The sequence below is a fragment of the Gordonibacter urolithinfaciens genome, assembly GCF_900199375.1.
Lineage (GTDB): Bacteria > Actinomycetota > Coriobacteriia > Coriobacteriales > Eggerthellaceae > Gordonibacter > Gordonibacter urolithinfaciens.
Window position 1 is genome coordinate 1,465,091 of sequence record NZ_LT900217.1, and the last position, 19,921, is coordinate 1,485,011.

A 19,921-nucleotide genomic window follows, 5' to 3' on the forward strand; every position below is an offset into this window, starting at 1 on the left:
CCCTCAAGCGCCTTGGCCCGGCCTCACGCGGAGGCCGCGAGCTCCTCCAGCACGTCGGCGTCGCGCGCGCAGACGAGGGCTGCCAGCTCCGCGAACCGCGGATAGAAGGCCCCGTCCCCTGCGCTGCCCGCCAACCGCTCAGCGAACGCGGCGACCCACGTGAGCAGGTGCTCGCGCAGGAAATCTCGCTGCACGGCGAGCAGGTTAGCGCAGCGCTCCTCGTCGCCCGCCCCAAACGCGGCGCTCGCATCGGCCGCAAGCGTGGCCATGAAGTCGAGCTCAACCGCCAGATGGTCGTCGGCCTCGTGGGGATACCCCGCAGCGGCATAGCCCGCCCGGCGGTAAGCATCCCTCACGGCAAGCGTGCTCTCCTGAAAAAGCAGCGGCTCCCCGGTAGCATACACCGATTCCCACGGCGGTGCGGGGAGCTTCGCCGGGCCGATGAAAAGTTTCGTGTACGCACTGCGCAGTCCATCGGAACCACTTGCAACCGCCTCGGCGATCGCATCCTGCAGGCGCGCGCCCTCGCCGCCCTCGCCGTCGAGCAGCGCGCATTCCTCTCGCGTGTGCGCGTCGGCCACGATGCCGAGCAGGGCGTCGTCGGGCTCGGCCGCGAAGGCCCGCCAAAGGTAGCGGTAGAGAAAACACCGGTTGGCGAGCACGGTGCCCGCCGCATCATCGAAGCGCATATCGTCCCCCTTACGGGCAAGCTGCAGCGACTGGGAGGGAGAGGGCCGCTGCAGCTTGTCGTCGGATGTTACATGAGCGCCGACACGGGGTCGGGCTCGAGCGCCGCCGGCTTGGCCACGATGGCGATGCTCGGCTCGGTCTTCGGCTCGGGCAGGATCGCAACGGCGTTCACCGCATCGGGATGCGCGGCGCGCAGCTCGTCGATCGGCCCGAACTCAAGGGCGCGCATCGGGCACGCCGCCACGCAGGCCGGCTGCTCGCCGTTCGCGCGAAGCTCGATGCAGCCATCGCACTTGTGCGTCTTCTGGATCGACTCGATATGCTGGGGCACGCCGTACGGGCACGCCTTCACGCAGTATTGGCAGCCGATGCACTTCTCATCGTCGTGCTGCACCGTGCCGTCTTCCTCGTCGATGTACATGGCGGCGTTGGGGCAGGCCGCCACGCACTCGGGCTTCTCGCAATGGTTGCACGAGCCGGAGTAGTGGTAGGTCTGCACGGCGGGGTACTCCCCCACCTCGAAGTCCGACAGCCTCCTGAAGATCACGCCCATCTCAAGGTCGTTCTTGTCCTTGCACGCAACCTGGCACGTCCTGCAGCCGATGCAGGCGGTCATGTCGAAGTAGAATCCGTTCCTCATCGTCGATCACCTCTCCTACATCTGCGCTTCGGGGATGCGCGGGGGCTGCTCGCTGTCGGGTGCGAGCTCTTCTTGGTACTTCTCGATGTTGCCTATGCAGGTGTTCCAACCGGACACTCCCTGGCCCGACTGTATCTGCCCCGTAAGGATGTTGTCCGATCCGGCACGGTCGATGCCCTTTTCCTCGTCCATATCGACCCATGCACCGTGGGGCAGGCCGATAACGCCCGGCATGAAGCGCTGCGTGGGGCACGCGGTGCGGAGGCACTTGCCGTGGGGGCTTGTGATCAGCACCGTGTCGCCTTCCTGGATGCCCTTCTCCTGCGCGTCCTGCGCGCTGATGAACACGGGGTTCGGCCAGGTCTCGCGCAGCCATTGCACGTTGTCGAACACGGTGTGGGAGCGGCGCAGGTAATGGGGGTTGTACACCTGGTAGGGATAGTCGCCCTTAACGCCCGCCTCGAAGTCGCTGAACGTGGCCTCGACGCCTTCTTGCGGGGGGACGTAGGTAGGAATGGCCTCGATCTTGCTGTAGCCGATGCCGTTGATGGCGTCACGCAGGGGCGCGCAGTATATCTCCTGCTTGCCGCTGGCGGTTTTCAACGGATTCGCCTCGGGGTCCTGTACGAACTTCTCGTAGGCGATGTAGCTATAGCCGTCGTCGGGCGAGCGGGGTATCTGGTACATACCCTTCTCGATGAGCTCCTTCATCCCGATCACGCCCTCTTGCGGCTCGCCCTCGCACTCCCATTCCTTGATGTCGTCCTCGGTGATGGTGACGAGCGGCTTCTTCTCGCCCGCCTCGTCGACGATGTACGCTCCCACGAACTGGTTGAACAACTGTTGCTTCACGCCGAAGGGGAACACTTCCTCGGGGTTGAGTCCCAAGCGCTTTCCTATCTCGCTGGCGATCTCCTCGTCGGAAAGGCATTCGTACATCCGGTCGATCACCTTAGAGTGGTAGATGAGCGCCTCGCGGTTGCCCTGGAGGAACCCGCCCTCCTTCTCCCAGTAGGACTCGATGGGCAGCACGAAATCGGAGTAGGCGGCGTTCGTGGTCATGAACAGGGAGTGCGTGACCACGAGGTCGACCTTGCGGTGCGCCTCGATACCCTTGGCCTGGCCGTCGGTGGTCTGGAGCTTAGCGTTCATGCTGTCGTGGTAGATGAGCTTGATATCCACCTCGCGCGGCTCGCCGGGAACCTTTTTCGTGGAACCGCCCGCATAGGTGTACTTGCCGTCGACGATGGCGTTCCACATCTCCGTGTCGTTAATGCTCTCGGTGGCAGCGAGCGGGTTCTTGATGGACGGGAGCTCGCTCGAGCCGGCGCCTATCAGGTACGTGCCGCCGTTGAACGAGCGCGAATGGCACGACAGGCCGCACATGTGGCCCGACTTGCCGAAGTGGCCGCCCATCGCGCCCAGCGTCATGACCAGCTGGGGAAGGCAGTCGGCGTTGTGCGTGCGGGCGGAGGCCCAGGCCATGAGAATGGCGGCCTTGTTGTCCTTGCCCATGAGCCCGGCCAGGTAGCGGATGTTCTCGGGGCTCACGCCGCAGATCTTGGAGGCCCACTCGGGCGACTTCGGGGTTCCGTCGTGGGTTCCCAGGACGTAGTCCTTGAAGTTGCCGGCCGGGTCCTCGCCCTCGGGCATGTGGTCGGCGTCGAAACCTACGGTGTGGGTGTTCAGGTAATCCCAGTCTATCAGGCCCTTCTCGCCGTCAAGCTCCAACATGGCGTTCGCGATGCCCAAGAACAACGCCATGTCGGTCGAGGGACGACAGGGAATCCACTCCGCGTCCACGAGCGCATAGGAGTCGTTGTAAAACGGATCGACCGCAACGAACTTCGCGCCGGCCTTCTTCATCTGCAGCAGATGGTAGGCGGGGTTGCCGGCGGACGACCAGGCCGGATTCGTGCCGAACATGACCACGACCTCGCTGTTGCGCATGTCGAGGCGGTCGTTGATGCCCTCGTTCGGCTGCGGGGCGATGCCCACCACATCGGGCGTGTACGTCCACGCGCCGCGCGACGTGGTGCCCCAGTGGCCGATGTAGCCGCCGTAGAGGCTTAGGAACTTGGAAACGGGGCCGCCGTCGGCGAAGAACGCGCGGTTGCCATGGGCATCCTTGATGCGCTTGATCTCGTCTGCGATGTAGGTATACGCCTCGTCCCAGGAGATACGCTCCCATTCGTCCTTGCCGCGGAGGTCTCCGTGTGCATTCTCGCCGCCGCCGGGCTGCCAAGACTTGCGCTTCATGGGGTACTTCAGGCGGTCGGCGGACAGCACGTGGTTGCGCTGGGCGCGGCCGCGGACGCAGGCTCGCTGCTGCGGGTAGTCGGGGCTGTCCTCGTGGGTGTCGTCGGTCTTCTGGCGTATGACCACGCCGTCCTTCACGAGCGCCTTGTTGAGGCACCGACCGCCGCAGTTGTGCCAGCAGGCCGCCGTGACCCAGGTGCCGTCCGTGATGTTGCGCGCGTCGGCGGCCTCGTCCTTCTTCGCCGGCTCCACCTTGTTGGGCGCGCAGCCAGCCAGGCCGCCTACGGCCAGGGCGGCCGTGGCGGCGGCGCTGGCTTTGACGAAGCCTCTTCTGCTCAGCTCCGAAGACTGCCGAACCTTCTCCATGTAGCTCGTCATCTCTTCCCTCCTTTTTCGTGCTTTCCCCTTGGAGCAGCACCTTATCGGCGCCTTGCGATGAGACTACAAACCGGCGGCGTTAATAGCAATGGCCACCACCTTGAGTGTTTCTTAAGAAGATGTTTCCCAATTATTAATGATTCCCCTGGTCGTGTTATCCCTGAAACGCGGGAAGGCGGGCCGCTGGGCCCGCCTTCCCGCATGGTCGGCGTTCGCGGTCCGCAAAGGACGGCCGCGCGGGGAGTTTTAGAGGTTGCCGAACAGCAGTTCCGTCTCATCGGACCAGGACTCTTCGTCTACGACCCAAGCATCCCCTTGCTTCACCAGGTCAACACCGATGTAGGTCTCGGTCGTGTCCGTGGTCTTCTCCATGGCGGCATTGAACAGCTCGCCGAGCTTGGCCTTAACGGCCGCCTCGTCCATCGAGCCCGCCTCCGTGGAGCGCGAGAACGCCGTGGCGTCCGTCATGAAGGCGCCGGCGAACGCGTACACGTCGCGCATGGTCACGTCGGCATACGTGGTGCCGGTGCCATCGCTGCTCGTGTAGGTGCCGTCAAGCTGGTAGTCGAAGTCGGCCAGCAGCCACTGGACGAACGCAACCGGATCTACGCCCAGCTCGGCAAGGCTGTAGCCGGCGCTGTCGGCGAACTCGGCATCGAGCTGGGCCGCAAGCTGTTGCACGAATGCCGGGTCCTGGTTCTTCAGCTTGTCGAGCTCCGCTTGGGCCACGGCCTCGGCCTGCTTCTCGTCCTCGGTGGCAGCGAGCCCGGAGTTCGAATCCGAATAGGGTGCGTTGTCCACCACCGTCACCGAACCGGGATTCGCCGCGATGTAGGCCATGGCGCCGAAGCCGATGACCAGATACAGAATGAACGACAGCACGGAGAGCACGATGCCGATGATGCCGCATACCTTGCCGCCGGTTGCCTTGCCGTCCTTGCCGGCCTCCTTCACGGCCTTCACCGCAAGCACGATGGCGACGATGCCCAGGATAATGCCGAAAAGCGGCGCCCACGCCAGCAGGATGGCGAAGATGCCGCACACGAGCGCGCCCGTGGCCTTGCCGCTCTTGGCGGGCTGCTGGTAGTAGCCGGGAGCGGGCTGGCCGTACGGGTTAAAGGGCTGGCCGGGAGCTACAGGCTGCTGCGGCTGGCCGTAAGGCGCGGCTGGCTGGTACGGCTGCGCAGGCTGGTCCTGCCCCGGAGCGGGCGGGGGAGGCGGGGTGGGCGATGCAGCGGACGGCGCGGTGGGCGTCGGCTCGGGAGCGGATCCGGGAGCAGGCTCGGCAGCGGGCGTCACCTCGCCCCCCGGCTGCTGCGGCTCGGAGTTCTCGGGCAAGGGAACCGTCCGATCTTGATCGTCTGCCATAGTCGTTCCTTTCTGATCAGGCTCGTTATTGCACAATACTCTATCACAATACTAGAGTAAAGTAAGGCCGGCCCGCAAATCGGGCCGGCCTTCGATTCCGCTTTTCGTTGAAGGTTCCGCAGCTTTCGCGTTAGTAGTGCGCCAGGTCGTCGTCCTCGATGCGCCCGCGGAACGTGCGATAGATGATCACGTGGTACACCAATACCAGCGGCAGGCCCACGCACGTGATGATGGTCATCCACATGAGCGAGAGCTCGGACGACGCAGCGCTCATGAGCGTGATGGACGGGCCCGCGCTGCCGGCCGACGCCACCACAAGGTTCGGGAACATCGAGGCCGCCAGAAGTCCCACCAGGCAAAATGCCGAAACCGACTGCGCGAGGAAGGCGCCCTTGTCGCTTCCCTTGCTGCGCGCCAGCACGATGGACGCCACGATGCCGCCCGCCGCCAGGATGGCAAAGAGCCAGCGTACGATGCCGAGCGCTGGGTCCATGGCCGGCTGGATGACGAAGTGCCCGTACACCGACACCGCCAGGAACAGCACGAGCGCCGCGATTTGCAGCGGCAGCCGCAGGCCGGCCGCACGCGCCTGAAGGGCGGACGGCTTCGGGGCCTTGAGCGCGATCCACGCAGCGCCCGCCGCCAAGAACATGGCCAGGCCAAGCAGGCCGCACAGCAGCGTGAACGGCGTGATGAGGCCCAGCAACGGAACGCCCACGTAATCGCCGTTCATATCCATGGGAATGCCCGCGTAGATGTTGCCCACGGCCACGCCCAGAAGCAGCGCCGGCAAGAGCGATCCCACGAAGAAGCAGCCGTCCCAGACCTTGCCGTACTTCTTGTCGTGCCCGCGGTACTCAAGCGACACCGCACGCACGATAAGCCCGAACAGCACCAGCATGACCGCCAGGTAGAACCCGCTGAACGTGGTGGCGTACGCGGGGGCGAACGCCGCGAACAGCGCGCCGCCGGCCGTGAGCAGCCACACCTCGTTGCCGTCCCATACCGGCCCGATGCTGCGGCGCACGACAGCCTTGTCGTGATCGTCCTTCGCCACGAACGGGTACAGCACGCCTGCGCCCAAGTCGAACCCGTCGAGCACGAAGTACCCGCCGATGAGCACAAAGATCAGGAAGAACCACAGCACGTTGAAGAAGGTCATTTCCATGGCTACTCACCGCCTTTCGCAGCAACCGCCGGATCGTCCACCGGCGCGAAGCCGGGCACGACGTCCTTGCGCTTGGCGTCGTCGGATGCGGCATTGTCGGCTTCGGCCGGCTTCGCCACCGGGCCCTCCTTGATGAAGCGGCCCATGACGCGCGCCCACGCGAAGATAAGGAACACGTACACCAGGAAGAACAGCGCCATGGTGATCAGCAGCTCGGGAGCCGACACCGAGGCCGAGGCCGCATCGCCGGTGGCAAGCGCCACGCCCTCGGGGCCGGTGGCCGAAGGGTACACGACCCACGGCTGGCGGCCGAGCTCGGCGGTGAACCATCCGGTTTGGATGGCGATCACCGGGAACACGGGCGAGATCAACACGAGGCGCTGCAGCCACTTCATGTTCTTGATGCGGCCGCCCTTGCGGTACGTGAACACGATGGCCAGGATAGCCGTGATCATGATCAGGCCGTACATGGCAACCATGATATGGTATGTCTGGAACACGAAGTTCACGGGCGCCGTCTCGGGATCGAGCGCGCCGTACTGCTCCGTCTCGGCCAGCGAGTTCAGACCCTGGTACTCGGTGTCCCAGGTGCCCGTAGCCAGGAAGCTGGTGCCACCGGGAATGGCGAACGGGGTGATGACCTGCTGGCTCTCCTCGTCCACCCAGCCGAACAGGTACAGCGGAGGAACCTCGTCGTCGTACATGCCCTCCATCATGGCCAGCTTCGTGGGCTGCTCCTCGGCCACGACCACGGCCGACGCGTGCGCCGTGAAGATCATGACGCAGCTGGTGACGATGCCCACCACGGCGCCGATGCGCATGGTCTTCATGGCGAAGTCGGCGTGCCTGCCCTTGATCAGGTACCACGCACTCACGGCCATGGCGGCGAACGCGCCCATGATGAGCAGCGCAACCACCACGTGGCTGTAGCGGGCCATGAGCGACGGGTTGAGCGCGGCGCCTAGGAAGTCCGTGATGACGGCCTTCGACCCGTCGGCCGCAAGCTCCGCACCGGCCGGCGTCTGCATCCACGAGTTCGCGATGAGGATCCACAGGGCGGACAGGCACGAGCCGAACCACACGAGCCAGGCGCTCACCAGGTAGAACTTCGGCGACACGGTCTTGCGTCCGAACAGCAGGATGCCCAGGAACACCGACTCCAAGAAGAAGGCCAGCAGGGCCTCGGCCGCGAGCGGCGCCCCGAAGATGTCCCCGACGAAGCGGGAGTAGTCCGCCCAGTTCGTTCCGAAGGAGAACTCCATCGTGATGCCCGTGGCCACGCCTATCACGAACGTCGCGGTGAAGATCTTCACCCAGAACCTCGAGGCCGCTGCGTCTTTCTCGTTGCGCGAGCGGTAGTACCTGGTTTCGTTGATGGCTAGGATCAATCCCAAACCTATGGTCAACGGCACGAAGAAGAAGTGGTAGGCCGCCGTCAGGGCGAACTGCACACGCGCCAGCAACACGGGATCGGAAAAGATATCCATGGCACACCCCCTTTATGTCTCGCCTTGCCCTTCGCGCCAGCCCTGGGGAATCGGCGCGCTTTTAATTGATACTATATTAGCACCATTTATCCACAAGCGCTACGTGTTTTGAATATTTTTGTTGGCGTGCTTTTCCTCGGCAAGCAGCAGGTCGAACATCTCCTGCCTGCCGTGAATGCCCAGCTTGGCATAGATGTGGGAGATATGCGTTTTGATAGTGCCCTCGGATACCACGAGCTCCTCGCTGATATAAGCTCGCGAACGCCCTTGGGCCAGCAACATGAAGACCTCGGTTTCACGCGGGGACAAACCATGTGCCTCCGCTATCCCCGCACGCCGATCCACCAAGAGCGCAGGGGGCACGACAGTGCTCGCCTCTTGCTCGTTGCGATCAGTCAGCCACATTACCAACGCCACGATGGCGAACGCCACCACGATGATCACGCCGTTATTCACCACGCCCAAGCTGAAGAAGCACATCACCCACACGATGGAGACGGCGTCGTAGAGCCCCGCCGAAAGACCCACCACGCGAAACGGCGACGCGTCCTTCAGGCGAATGGCCGTGACCGCGATAGTCCAGAACAGCGCATGGGAAAGCGCCTCGATAGCCGTGATGAACACCTCCACCACCGCCGCGAGAAATCCGTGGTACGAAGTCCCCGTGGCCGAGAGAAAGAACGCGAAGATAACTACGAGAAAAGCCGGCATGAATCGCTTGCTCAAATGCACCTTCGCCCTCCTCACCAGCAGTATGTACGAAAGCGCAACGAGCACCGCGCCAACGGCCACAGAGCCCATAGCTGCCGACAAGGCACCGGTGAACAGGTTTAGCGGGTCGCCGAAAAAGCCGAGGGGCGTGAGCACACGCGTGGTAGCAACCGCCAGAACGGCTACCACAATCTGGGGCGCAAGATAGCGATAGACCACCTTGTCACTGGCAGCCGGTTTCCATTCGTCGTCGGCTATGCGCGTGTCCACGCCGCGCTCCGCCACTAGCGTGAAGCCTACTATGACCAGCGGAAGGGCGATGGCAAGCCCCACCTGTGCCGCCGCATCCAAAAAGCCGGTGAACCAGCTGCCAAGCACTGTTTTGAGCGCGAGGCCCGCCACGATGCTGCCGACAGCGTACGACATGCACTGGGTTTTCGCCAGCATGCCGCAGAACAGGCACGTGAACCACGTATAGCCCGCGCCCGCCACTGCGATGCCGGCAAGCGCCACCGGCTCGGGCGGGAAGAACGTCTGATGGCAAGCCACCGCGAATGCCATCGTGCCGAACGAGGCCGCCAGAGGAAGGCAATAGAACAGCGTGCGTTGGGTCCGTTCGAACCAGCGCGGGAACAGGGCCATGCTAACCGCGAGCGTCAGCAGGCCCGCCAGCCAGTATACCCGCATGTTGCCCAAGCCAGCCAGTCCGGAATAGGGCTCGGCGAATCCTGGAGAATGGCCGAACAGATCGGCCCAAGCTGCAAGCAGCCCCCATCCCGAGGCCACGCTCGCAGCCATCAGATATCGTTTGACCCCGCTAATAGCGCGTCCTCCTTCGGAGAAAAGCCAAGCCGGCCCGGCACCGGTCGCCCCATAATACGGCCGCGCGGTCGACAGCGCAACATCGTCCATTTTGGGGATGCCCCCCACCTGCAAAAATATGCCATTTCGGCGATGTTCAAACCCCGTGAGAACAAGGATGATCAGGCAGATGCTTTTTCATCGAACCCAAGGAGGGAATATGAGCAACAGGGAAATAGATCTTCGGGGTCCCGCACAGTCACGCCGCGGCTTCGTGAAAGCGGCCGGCGTGGCATTGGCCGGCGCCGGCGTGGCGGCCTTCGGGCTGGCCGGCTGCGCACCCCAGGCACCGGCATCGGGCAAGGTCGACGCGTCGGCAGACGGAACATGGGACGAGGAGTTCGACGTAGTGGTGGTAGGCGCGGGCATCGCCGGACATGCGGCGGCGCTGACGGTGGCTACCGAGGGGAACGGCGCCACCTGCCTACTGATTGAGAAGGGCTCGAGCCCCAGCGGCAACAGCCCGTTTTGCAAGGGCGACGCTATCTGGACGAAGGAACCCGAAAAGCTAGCGTCCTACCTCAAGCAGCTGGCGCACGGCACAACTCCCGACGACGTGCTGGAAGCCTACGCGCAGGGCTGCTCCGAGATCTACGACTGGGTGCTGGAAATGGGTGCCAGCAAGGATGAGATGAGTATTACCGAACCCGCCACCGACCCAGAGGAGCGCAACGCCGAATACCACGAGTACGAAAACTCCTACGCGTTCGGCTACTTCGCCATCGGCAAGAACTCGAAGGTCGAGGTGAAGGGCCCGAACCATGTGCAGGTATTCCTCGAGCAAGCCGTAGCTCAACACGCCGATGTGGTTGAATATCGCACAAGCACGCCGCTCGTGGACCTTGTGCAGGACGAATCGGGCGCCGTGCTGGGTGTTGTGGCCGGTGAGAGGTCCCCGAAGCGCATCCGCGCCAAGCGCGGTGTTATCATGTGCCTGGGAGGTTTCGAGCACTCGCCCGAAATGATGCAGAACTATCTGGGCCAAGGTGCTGCCGTACCCGCTGCCGGTTCGCTGAACACGGGCGACGGCCATCGAATCTGCGCGGAGTTGGGCGCTGATTTCTGGCATATGAACAACGTTGCGGGCTTCTGGATGGCAGGCCGCGACCTGCAAAACACCGCTTACACGAATCCCCCCATCTTCAAGCCGGCGCCCAAGGGTTTCGGTATCACCGTGGGCGTGAACGGGCGCCGCTTCTACATGGACTGGGACGGATACAACGTTCGCGAGAAGTACCCCTATATGTCCGACATAAGCCTGCACGTGGGCTCGCGCCACGGCCACATGCAATTCGGTGGCGAATGGCCTCATCTGCCCATGCCGTCGAAGGCGTGGTTCGTGTTCGACGCGCAGGGCCTTGCGCAGGGCGCCATCCCTCCCTCGGCCGACGGCTCCACGCCCGATGCGAAGGGCTATGCGCACGCAGCCAACACTATCGAGGAATTGGCCGCGAAGATGGAGGTGCCGGTCGACGAGCTCACGCGCACGGTGAGCCAGTGGAACGAGTGTTGCGCTCATGGCGAAGACGTGTATTTCCACCGCCCGGCCAGCACGCTCGTGCCGGTGAGCGAACCGCCCTTCTATGCGCAGCTGTGCGCGCCGTCTTTCCTGAACACCGACGGCGGCCCGGTGCGCTCGGCGAGCGGCGCCATTCTCGACTACGAGGGTAATCCTATTCCCGGGCTGTATTCTGCAGGCGAGTTCGGCTCCATCTGGGGCCACTATTACGAGGGCGGCGGCAATGTGGCCGAGTGCCTCGTATTTGGACGCATCTCCGCCAAGAGCGCCGTGGCGAACCAAGCCTAGCGCGCACGCACCGCTTGCTCCGGCCTTTGGGCCTGGTAGCGTCCCTCCCAGAGCGGGGAGCCGGATCTCGGCTCCCCGCTCGTGATTTTCGGGGCCGGGGCTCTTTCAGAGTCGGCAGTTATGAACTTTAGCAGTATCGACAATACGTCGCGCAGCTGCCCTCGCTCGGCACCATGGAAGGGGCGTCAACTTGTGCTGGCTCATGCGCCGGAAGCACTCGCAAGCGCCTACAGCATTCGACAGCAGGCACCGATGCGCATGCCCACAGCCTATCGCCACCTTGCGTGAGCTCATCGAGGTCCGAAAGGGTGATCGTCTTCGTGTCGACGGCCAGTTGGGCATCGACCTTGCGATACGGGTCGCTGAACACATTGTCACCCAGCACCGACTCGTTGCCCTCTAGCGGGTAAAGGTACCGCATGATGCTGCTGGGCAGATGGAGCGGCTCCTCACGCCCCCTCCGTGCGATTAAGCAAGGGCGTCTCTTGGAAAGCTCGTCATCCCGCGTGACGACGATGGCCTCCAAAATGTCGGTCTTGCGGAAGAGTTCGTTCATGATATTTGAAACGGACGGCTATCTTTGGGGAAGTCGGATTCATGGAGTAATCCCCTGCCATTGCGGGTCGAGAAGGCGTGAGCAAGACAAACCCTCCCACTCGCGATCTCAATAGTACCGGTAGTACGCGGCGCAGCTGCCCTCGCTGGACACCATGCAGGGGCCCACGGGATTCTCGGGCGTGCACACGCGGCGGAACAGGGGGCACTCGTTGGGAGCCATGATGCCGCGCAGGACATCGCCGCAGCGGCAGCCCTTCGGGTCCTGCGTGGGCTCGATGTCGGGCTGGAAGCGGCGCACGGCGTCGAACTGCGCGAACTCCTCGCGGATGCGGTAGCCCGAGCCGGGGATCTCGCCCAGGCCGCGCCAGAGCGCGGTGCACGTCTCGAACACCTCGTCGATGGCGGCCATCGCAACGGGGTTGCCCTGGGGCATGACGCCGCGCGCGTAGGCGATCTCGATCTCGGCGCGGCCCTCGTGCAGCTGGCGCATGATCATGGCGATGCCCTGCAGCACGTCCACCGGCTCGAAGCCCGTGATGACGCCGGGAATGCCGTACTTTTCGGCCAGGAACCGGTACGGCTCCGCGCCGATGATGGTGCTCACGTGGCCGGGCAGGATGAGCGCATCCAGCTTGAGCTTCGGGTCGTTGATGATGGCCTCCAGCGCACCGGGCATGTTCTTGTGGGCGCCGAACACGGTGAAGTTCTCGAGGCCCGCCGCGGCCGCGCGCTTGATGGCCATGGCAACGAGCGGCGTGGTGGTCTCGAAGCCCACGCCCACGAACACGATCTCGCGGTCGGGGTTCTGCTGGGCGAGCGCCAGCGCGTCGAGCGGCGAGTACACGATCTGCACGCTGCGGCCCGCCGCCTGCTCCTTGAGCAGGCTGGACGTGGAGCCGGGCACGCGCGTCATGTCGCCGAACGTGGCGATGGTGACGTTGTCGGTGCGCGCGAGCGCGATGACGGTGTCGATGTCGTGGTTCGACGTCACGCACACCGGGCAGCCGGGGCCGGACGCCAGGCGGATGCCCTCGGGCATGAGGTTGCGGATGCCGTTGCGCGCGATGGCCACCGTATGCGTGCCGCACACCTCCATGAGCGTGGCGCCGCCCGCGGGCGCGAGCTTCTGGATGGAGTCTATGAGGCCGCGCGCGAGCTCGGGATCCTTGAACGCCGCGAGCTCGGCTTCCATGGCGGCGCCATCGACTACGGGCTTTTCGTGCGCGGGCGTTTCGACCGGCGCGGCGGATGTTTCACGTGAAACATCCGTTCCATTTTTTTGGTTCGCTGGAGCGGCGCTCGTCGGGCCGCTCATCGGGACGCCTCTTCGACGTCGGGAATGTCCTCGCCGGCCAGCTCGGGGAACTGCTTGATGAGGTCGATGGTCTCCTGGGCGTAGCCGGGATCCACCACCTCGATGGCGAAGCCGGCGTGCACGAGCACGAAGTCGCCCACGCCGGCCTGCGGCGTGAGGTCGACGGCAATGTCGCGGGTGACGCCCAGGATATCGACCGTCGCCAGGTTGCCGTCTTTGAGCTCGGTGATCTTAGCAGGTATGGCCAAGCACATAAGTTCATGCCTTCTTTCAGGTTGCGGCGCGGCTCCGCGGCGGATCGCGCCTTACGCACCGCGCTCGGCGGCGCCCTCTTCGTTCGAGGCCCATGCTACCACAGCTTGGCCGAACGAGATGCAGCCGTCGTTGGGCGGCAGATCGCGGTTGACGGCCACCGTGAACCCGACGCGCTCGAGCGCCGCCAGCGCATGCTCCACCAGGTAGCGGTTCATGAACACGCCGCCCGACAGCGCCACCGTCTCGATGCCGTACACGCTGCGCGCCAGCTCGGCCGCCGTGGCAACAGCCTGCACGAACGCGTCGTGGAAGCGTCGCGCGATGACGGGCACGGGCACGTCGGCAGCCTTATCGTCCAGAAGCGCACGGAACGCAGGGGCCGCGTCGAACAGCACGACCGAGGTGTCCTGCGCCGTGCTCTCCGCAGTGGCGGTGTTCTTGACGACCTCGATGGCGTAGCGGTCGGCCGCAGCGGCATCATCCTCGGCGTTCGGGGGGGCGGCCGGAAGGGCAGCTGCTGCATCGGCCGCGGCATGCGCGGCCTCCCGTTGGCCGGCTTCCGCTGTTTCATGTGAAACATTTGTTTGGTTTTTGTCCATCGCCGCTTCTAGCAAGATGGCCGGCTCGCCCTCGTACTTCGGTTCCGTGCAGATGCCCAGAAGCGCGCTGGCGGCGTCGAACAGGCGGCCGACAGACGAGGTCATAGGCGTGTTCAGGCCGCGGTCGATCATCTGCTCGCACAGGGCCGCCTGATCGCCCAGGGCGGCGAGCGCGTCGGCCGCGCCCGGATGCTCCAGCAGGTCGAACGCCCACAGGGCACCGTAGGCCATGCGCAACGGATGCCTCACCGCCGCCGCGCCGCCCGGCATGGGCACGTAGGCGAAGTTCGCGAACCGCTCGAACGCGCGCTGGTTGCACAGAAGCACCTCGCCGCCCCAGATGGCGCCGTCCACACCGTAGCCCGTGCCGTCGAACGCGATGCCGCACACAGGGCCGGGCAGCCCATGCTCGCCCATAACCGACACGATGTGCGCGTGGTGGTGCTGCACCTCGGTGAGGGGCAGTTTGCGCGCGCGGCTCTCGTCGTGCGCCCACTTCGACGTGAGGTACTCGGGGTGGAGGTCGCAGGCCAGGCGCGTCGGCGTGATCTCGAACAGCGTCTCGTAGCGGTCCTTCGCCTGGAGCCACGCGTCGTAGGTCTCGGCGTTCTCCATGTCGCCGATATGCTGCGACACGAACGCCTCGGCATCGCGCGTGAGCGTGAACGTGTTCTTCTGCTCGGGGCCCACGGCGAGTATCGCCTGCGAACGAACGGATGCCTCACGTGAAGCATCGTGGGAACCCTCGGGCCCATCGGGGTCAGCGAGGACTTCCCCGGTGCCCGGGATGCGGTCGTTGACGGAGGCGCCGCGTACTTCGGTACGCAAGCTCTCGTCAGCGGACGCAGATCGGGTGCCACGGGAGGCCGCAGCGTCGGCTCGTTCCGCTGGCTGGCCGGCCAACGGGATCGGAAGGGGCGCGAAGCCACGGGCGCGGCGGAGGAACTGGAGGGCCTCGCCCGCGCTGCCGGCATCGATGACGCGCACCACCGAGTCGTCGTAGCGGGCGCGAATGGCGCGGTCGTGGCCGATGAACGCGTCGGCCACGGAGAACAGCTTCGCGTAAGCATCCTCGTCATCGATGACGATGGGCTCGTCGTGGATGTTGCCGGACGTCATGACGAGCAGGGGAATGTGACAGTATCCCCGTCCCTTTGTCTCATCGGCGAAGTCGTGGAGCAGGAGGTGCTGGAGGGGGGTATAGGGCAGCATGACGCCCAGCTCGGGCAGGCGGTCGGCCAGACCGGGGGCGAAGGCGGCGCCCGCGCGCTTCTTCAGCAGCACGATGGGGCGCTGCGAGCCCTCGAGCGCGGCAGCCTCGGCGTCGTTCACCTCGCAGACGCGGCGAACGTCGGCCGTCGAGGCAGCCATCACCGCGAACGCCTTGCCCTCGCGGCGCTTGCGAGCGCGCAGGAGCGCCACGGCGTTGGCGTTGTTCGCGTCGCACACCAGGTGGAAACCGCCGAGGCCCTTCACGGCCAAAATCTTCCCCGCACGCAGCAGCTCCACGGCGCGCGCGAGGATGGCATCGCTCTCTGCACGCGTTTTCCCCCAGATCACCGGGCCAAGTGGCGAAGCGATGGCGTCGGGGGCGTCACATGCTTCACCTGCAGCATTCGTGCGCTCTTCGAGGCCTACGGCCGGCACGGAGGCGTCTACGCTGGCCAGCGCGCAGGGCAGGCCCTCGTGCTCGCGCCAGCTCAGGTGCGGCCCGCACTCGAAGCACGCGTCGGGCTGCGCGTGGAAGCGGCGGTCGAGCGGGTCGCCGTACTCGCGGGCGCAACGCTCGCACATGGGGAAGTCCTTCATAGACGTGCTCTTGCGGTCGTAGGGCAGCTTCTCGATGATGGTGAAGCGCGGCCCGCAGCTCGTGCAGTTGATGAACGGGTAGCGGTAGCGCCGGTCGTTGGGGTTGAACAGCTCGCGCACGCAGTCGTCGCACGTGGCCAGGTCGGGCGACACGAGCGTGGTCTTCTCCACCGCGCCGGCGTCCGAGAAGCGGATCTCGAAGGAGTCGAAGTCCTCCAACGGAACCTCCTTGAGCGTCACTTCTTCGACGCGCGAGGCGGCCGGCGGGTTCTCGGACAGCTCGATGACGAACTCGTCGAGCAGCTTCGCTTCGCCCTCGGCATGGATGAACACGCCGTCGGTAGCGTTGAGCACCCAACCGTTTATCAGGTACTTCTTCGCCATTCGATAGACGAAGGGGCGGAACCCCACCCCTTGCACGATACCCTTCACCTGTATGTCGAGCGCTTCGATCATGGTGCGCCTTCCCGATAGCTTTGCGAGCGGAACCTACCTAGTTCAACGTTGCGAGTATCCCCGTGATAACCTCGGACAGGGCGCGCAGCGTCACGCCGGAGTTGTCGGGGAGGTGCAGGTGCACGCAGCGGCGACCCCGGTCGGCGAGCGTCAGCAGGTCTCCGGAAGCCTGCGCCTTCGCCAGCGTTCCCAAGCTCTCGGCCTCTTCCGACAGCGGGATGTCCTTCAGCTCGTCGGCCGACAGGATGAGGAACACGCCGTTGTTCTGGCCGCCCTTCTGCAGCTGGCCCGTGGAGTGCAGGTAGCGCGGCCCCACTTCCAGGCACGACACCGTATGGCGGCTGGCCGCCACGCCGTGGCGTATGAGCTCGAGCGCCTCGCGCCGCCCCTCGCCCGTGAACGGCAGAAACGCGTTGAGCGCGAAGTAATCTCCCGGTTGGATGCTGGTCAGAAGCGCGCGGAGGGCGCCCTGCACGTCGGTGCAGTCCTTGAAGCACGGCGCCAGGCGCACCTCCACCTCGCCCATGTGCACGTCGCCGATGTAGTCCTGCACGAAGTCGGGCGCCGGCTGGCCCTCCTTCAGGATGTCCAGCACCACGGCCTTCGCGGAGGCCACGTCGGGCTGGTCGAACGGGCACACCCGCATGAGGTAGCCGCACATGGCCACGGCGTACTCCCACATGACGAAGTGCTCGGCCAGCTCCTCCACCGAGTCGATCTTGAAGTTCGCGCGCGGGATGGTGGGATCGATGTAGGACAGGCTCATCTCGAAGTTCTTGCGCTCGTCCCACAGGTCGGTCTTCGTCTGGTACATGATGACGCTGCGGTCGCCGGGGTCGTTCGTGAGCAGCAGCGAGTCTATCTCGATGTTCGGCAGGATGCCCTGGCCGTCCTTGCCCAGGCTCTCGGCCACCAGCTGCTCTATCCACAGGCCCAGCACGCGACCGCGCTTCGGCGTGAGGAACGAGAACTTGTTGCGCCCCTGCAGGTAGTTGTCGTACAGGAACGCCGCCAGCCCGATGGCCGGGTTGTCGATGGCGTCCTCGCTGCAGCGCTTCTCGGCCTCCACGGCGTGCTCCAGCAGCTCCTCCAGGTCGATGCCCACGAGTGCGGCGGGCAGCAGGCCGAACACGGACAGCGCCGAGAAGCGGCCGCCCACGGACGGCTCGCCGGGCAGCACGGCAGCCCAGCCTTCCTCGCGCGCTTGACGCTCCAAGTCAGAGCCGGGGTCGGTGATGGCCACCAGGTGCTGCACCAGCTCCTCCTCGGCCAGGGCATCGCCCACCGCGTCGCGCACGGCGCGCAGGGCGAGGCGCGGCTCGATGGTGCCGCCGCTCTTCGAGGAGATAACGAACAGCGTTGTCTCGGGCCGCGCCTCGGCCAGGATGGCGCGCACGCGCACGGGCGAGTCGGAGTCGAGCGTCTTGAACACGATGCGCGACGAGTCAGGCTTGTTGTATTTCGTGATGGTCATGGGCGCCTGCGTGGAGCCACCCTGACCGATGAGCACGACCGTCTTGAGTCCCTGCTCGATGATGGAATCGGCGAACGCCTGGATGTCGGCGAGCGGGTACGGCGGGTTGCTGGCAAGGTCCGTCCATCCCATGTACCGTTCGGCGCAGGCCTGGGCCTGTTCGGAGAAATCATAGAGTTTCGCGTCCTTCGCGTGGACGCGGCTGGCAACGCATTCCTTCACGAGCGTCTTCGCGGAGGGATACAGCTTTTCCATATCACCCGAAATCATGAAACCTTCTTTCAGCGGAGTTCCGCCCATTCTAGCAAACGGCGGCGAGAAGTGCCCGTGCCCACCTCGGCTTGTGACGGAGTTGTGTACGTGAGACCGCCCAGCGGCTCCTTCCTGAAAGTCCACTAATTCGATTATATTTCTTATTGATTTTTATTACTTATTGATATAAAGTATCAATCATTAGATGAGCGCAGACGAGAGCAGCGCTCACGCGGATCGGGCGGCGCAGAAAGCACCGCCGCTGGAACAGGAGGGGTTTCCATGTCCGATATCTCCCGGCGAAGCTTCATGAGGAACGCGGCTATTGGAGCCGCAACCGTCGGTACGCTCGGCCTGCTGGCCGGCTGCGCGCCCAAGCAGGAAGAGCCCGCGCCTCAGGCGAACGCCGACGCTCCCGCCGACGGCGCTACGGCGAACGTGCTCGACCCGCAAACCATGCCCGACGCGGCTACGGCCAGCAACTTCAACGTGGTTGAGGAAAGCGCCACCACCGTGGGCACGACGCTCGACAACCTGAAGACGGCCATCGAGGGCGAGACGGGCGCCACCACGAAGTACGCCGCATGGGCAAAGGTTGCCGAGAAAGCGGGCTACGACCACATCGCGCGCCTGTTCAACTGCACGTCGGATGCCGAGAAGATCCACATCGAGCTGGAGTACAAACTGGCACAGAAACTGGAGCCGGGCTATGAGAAGCCCGAGCCGCCCGAGGTTCCCGAGCACACCGTGGACCTCAACCTCATTGCTGGCGCGAACGGCGAGATCTACGAGACGTCGGACATGTACCCCGCGTTCATCAAAGTGGCGCAGGAGGAGCAGAACAACGAGGCCGTGCAGGTGTTCACCCGCGCGAAGCTGGCCGAGGCGTACCACGCCGAGCGCTACCTGGACGCGTACAACACCATCGACACGCCCACGGATGACAAATACTACCTCTGCCCCATCTGCGGCTACATCCACAAGGGCGAGAACTTCACCGCCTGCCCCATCTGCCTGGCACCCAAGGCTTCTTTCAAGGAATACTAGGCTTTCGACCTGCCCTTAACGGGATCTCTCCCTCGAAGGCCCGGATGCGCCCTTGGCGTGCCCGGGCCTTCCCTTCCCCATCCCCCTTGCCTTTCTTCCGCCTTCGCGACCGGCCAAGGCGAGCCTTGGGCCTTGCCGCATTGGGGCGGAGGCGGGGGGATTCGAGGCGGCTTACATCACCGGGGGTGTCATATAAGTGATGGAGGGGTTGTGGCGCGAGGGGCGCACCGGCCTGCTGCGGCGGCTTGATTCGCTGCTTATCGGTTGCTTGACCTGGCTTTTTTCCTATGGTAGTCAACTTGATGGCGCACGGCTGGGCTCGAGAGGCGCTTCTCTCGCACGACCCTGGAGGCACGCGGCGAACGCGGACTATACTGGTTGCGCTCATTTCACTACTATATAGAGGAGTTGCAACTATGGCTTTGGAACTGGCGCTGCCTCAGCTCGATTCAATCATGACGCTGGATGATATCAGGAAGATGAAGGACAGCGACTTCGTCAAGAACGTGCAGAGCAAGCGCGTGAAGATGGTGGTGACGAACAACGAGGTGTCGAGCGTTATCATCTCGCCGGACCTGTACAACGTATTCTTGGAGGCCGTCGACAAGCTGAAGGCCGCCCAGACGACTGCCTCTCCTTCCGCCTCCGCCTAATCCGAAACCTCCGGGCGCCCGCAAGGCCGAAACCCGTCCCTCTCCGCTTTGACTTCTGGTCGAAAAGCTGCGAGGGGCGGGTTTTCTTTTGAAGCGGGCAGCCAGGCAGCCGCCGAGGCAGTGGAGCGCGATGA

General features: G+C 64.6%; 14 protein-coding genes. 3 read left to right on the plus strand and 11 right to left on the minus strand.

Going from position 1 to position 19,921, the window contains the following annotated elements; translation table 11 throughout:
• Nucleotides 1-23 precede the first annotated feature (23 nt).
• From BN3560_RS06385 to BN3560_RS06415, 7 genes are all read right to left on the minus strand, one after another.
• Complete coding sequence (locus tag BN3560_RS06385) at nucleotides 24-689, minus strand: TorD/DmsD family molecular chaperone (protein WP_096227445.1); 666 nt, start codon at nucleotides 687-689, stop codon at nucleotides 24-26.
• Nucleotides 690-757: 68 nt separating this feature from the next.
• Nucleotides 758-1,330 carry a 4Fe-4S dicluster domain-containing protein gene (locus BN3560_RS06390; RefSeq protein WP_087190279.1) on the minus strand — a complete coding sequence of 191 codons (573 nt, stop codon included), beginning with the start codon at nucleotides 1,328-1,330 and terminating at the stop codon, nucleotides 758-760.
• Nucleotides 1,331-1,345: 15 nt separating this feature from the next.
• Nucleotides 1,346-3,967: a molybdopterin-dependent oxidoreductase gene (locus tag BN3560_RS06395; RefSeq protein WP_096227446.1), complete on the minus strand. Its 2,622-nt coding sequence runs from the start codon at nucleotides 3,965-3,967 to the stop codon at nucleotides 1,346-1,348.
• 246 nt (nucleotides 3,968-4,213) lie between these two features.
• The gene (locus tag BN3560_RS06400; RefSeq protein WP_224767827.1) at nucleotides 4,214-5,335 is read right to left on the minus strand and encodes a DUF4190 domain-containing protein; all 1,122 of its coding nucleotides are present in this window, start codon (nucleotides 5,333-5,335) and stop codon (nucleotides 4,214-4,216) included.
• A gap of 130 nt (nucleotides 5,336-5,465) precedes the next feature.
• On the minus strand, nucleotides 5,466-6,503 hold the full coding sequence (cydB, locus tag BN3560_RS06405) for a cytochrome d ubiquinol oxidase subunit II (protein ID WP_087191523.1): 1,038 nt from the start codon (nucleotides 6,501-6,503) through the stop codon (nucleotides 5,466-5,468).
• A 2-nt stretch (nucleotides 6,504-6,505) separates the two neighbouring features.
• The gene (locus BN3560_RS06410) at nucleotides 6,506-7,990 is read right to left on the minus strand and encodes a cytochrome ubiquinol oxidase subunit I (RefSeq protein WP_096227447.1); all 1,485 of its coding nucleotides are present in this window, start codon (nucleotides 7,988-7,990) and stop codon (nucleotides 6,506-6,508) included.
• Between the two features lie 99 nt (nucleotides 7,991-8,089).
• Nucleotides 8,090-9,613 carry a helix-turn-helix transcriptional regulator gene (locus BN3560_RS06415; RefSeq protein ID WP_123649820.1) on the minus strand — a complete coding sequence of 508 codons (1,524 nt, stop codon included), beginning with the start codon at nucleotides 9,611-9,613 and terminating at the stop codon, nucleotides 8,090-8,092.
• Between the two features lie 109 nt (nucleotides 9,614-9,722).
• On the opposite strand from BN3560_RS06415, the gene BN3560_RS06420 reads away from it, so the two are divergent.
• Nucleotides 9,723-11,369, plus strand: coding sequence for an FAD-dependent oxidoreductase (locus BN3560_RS06420; protein WP_096227449.1), 1,647 nt, complete (start codon nucleotides 9,723-9,725; stop codon nucleotides 11,367-11,369).
• A gap of 664 nt (nucleotides 11,370-12,033) precedes the next feature.
• Here BN3560_RS06420 and hypD read toward each other — a convergent pair.
• The 4 genes from hypD to BN3560_RS06450 all read right to left on the minus strand — a co-directional run bounded on the left by hypD (nucleotide 12,034) and on the right by BN3560_RS06450 (nucleotide 18,105).
• Nucleotides 12,034-13,119 (minus strand): hydrogenase formation protein HypD, encoded by a 1,086-nt coding sequence (gene hypD, locus BN3560_RS06430; RefSeq protein WP_172623279.1) that lies wholly within the window; start codon nucleotides 13,117-13,119, stop codon nucleotides 12,034-12,036.
• A 119-nt stretch (nucleotides 13,120-13,238) separates the two neighbouring features.
• The gene (locus tag BN3560_RS06435) at nucleotides 13,239-13,496 is read right to left on the minus strand and encodes a HypC/HybG/HupF family hydrogenase formation chaperone (RefSeq protein ID WP_096227451.1); all 258 of its coding nucleotides are present in this window, start codon (nucleotides 13,494-13,496) and stop codon (nucleotides 13,239-13,241) included.
• Between the two features lie 51 nt (nucleotides 13,497-13,547).
• Complete coding sequence (locus BN3560_RS14685) at nucleotides 13,548-16,361, minus strand: carbamoyltransferase HypF (RefSeq protein WP_227114990.1); 2,814 nt, start codon at nucleotides 16,359-16,361, stop codon at nucleotides 13,548-13,550.
• 37 nt (nucleotides 16,362-16,398) lie between these two features.
• On the minus strand, nucleotides 16,399-18,105 hold the full coding sequence (locus BN3560_RS06450; protein ID WP_096227452.1) for a glucose-6-phosphate isomerase: 1,707 nt from the start codon (nucleotides 18,103-18,105) through the stop codon (nucleotides 16,399-16,401).
• Nucleotides 18,106-18,369: 264 nt separating this feature from the next.
• Here BN3560_RS06450 and ngr point away from each other — a divergent pair, with 264 nt between their 5' ends.
• Both ngr and BN3560_RS06460 read left to right on the plus strand, forming a co-directional pair.
• Complete coding sequence (gene ngr, locus BN3560_RS06455; protein ID WP_087191517.1) at nucleotides 18,370-19,134, plus strand: nigerythrin; 765 nt, start codon at nucleotides 18,370-18,372, stop codon at nucleotides 19,132-19,134.
• 416 nt (nucleotides 19,135-19,550) lie between these two features.
• Nucleotides 19,551-19,787: a hypothetical protein gene (locus BN3560_RS06460; RefSeq protein ID WP_096227453.1), complete on the plus strand. Its 237-nt coding sequence runs from the start codon at nucleotides 19,551-19,553 to the stop codon at nucleotides 19,785-19,787.
• The last annotated feature ends 134 nt before the right edge of the window (nucleotides 19,788-19,921 follow it).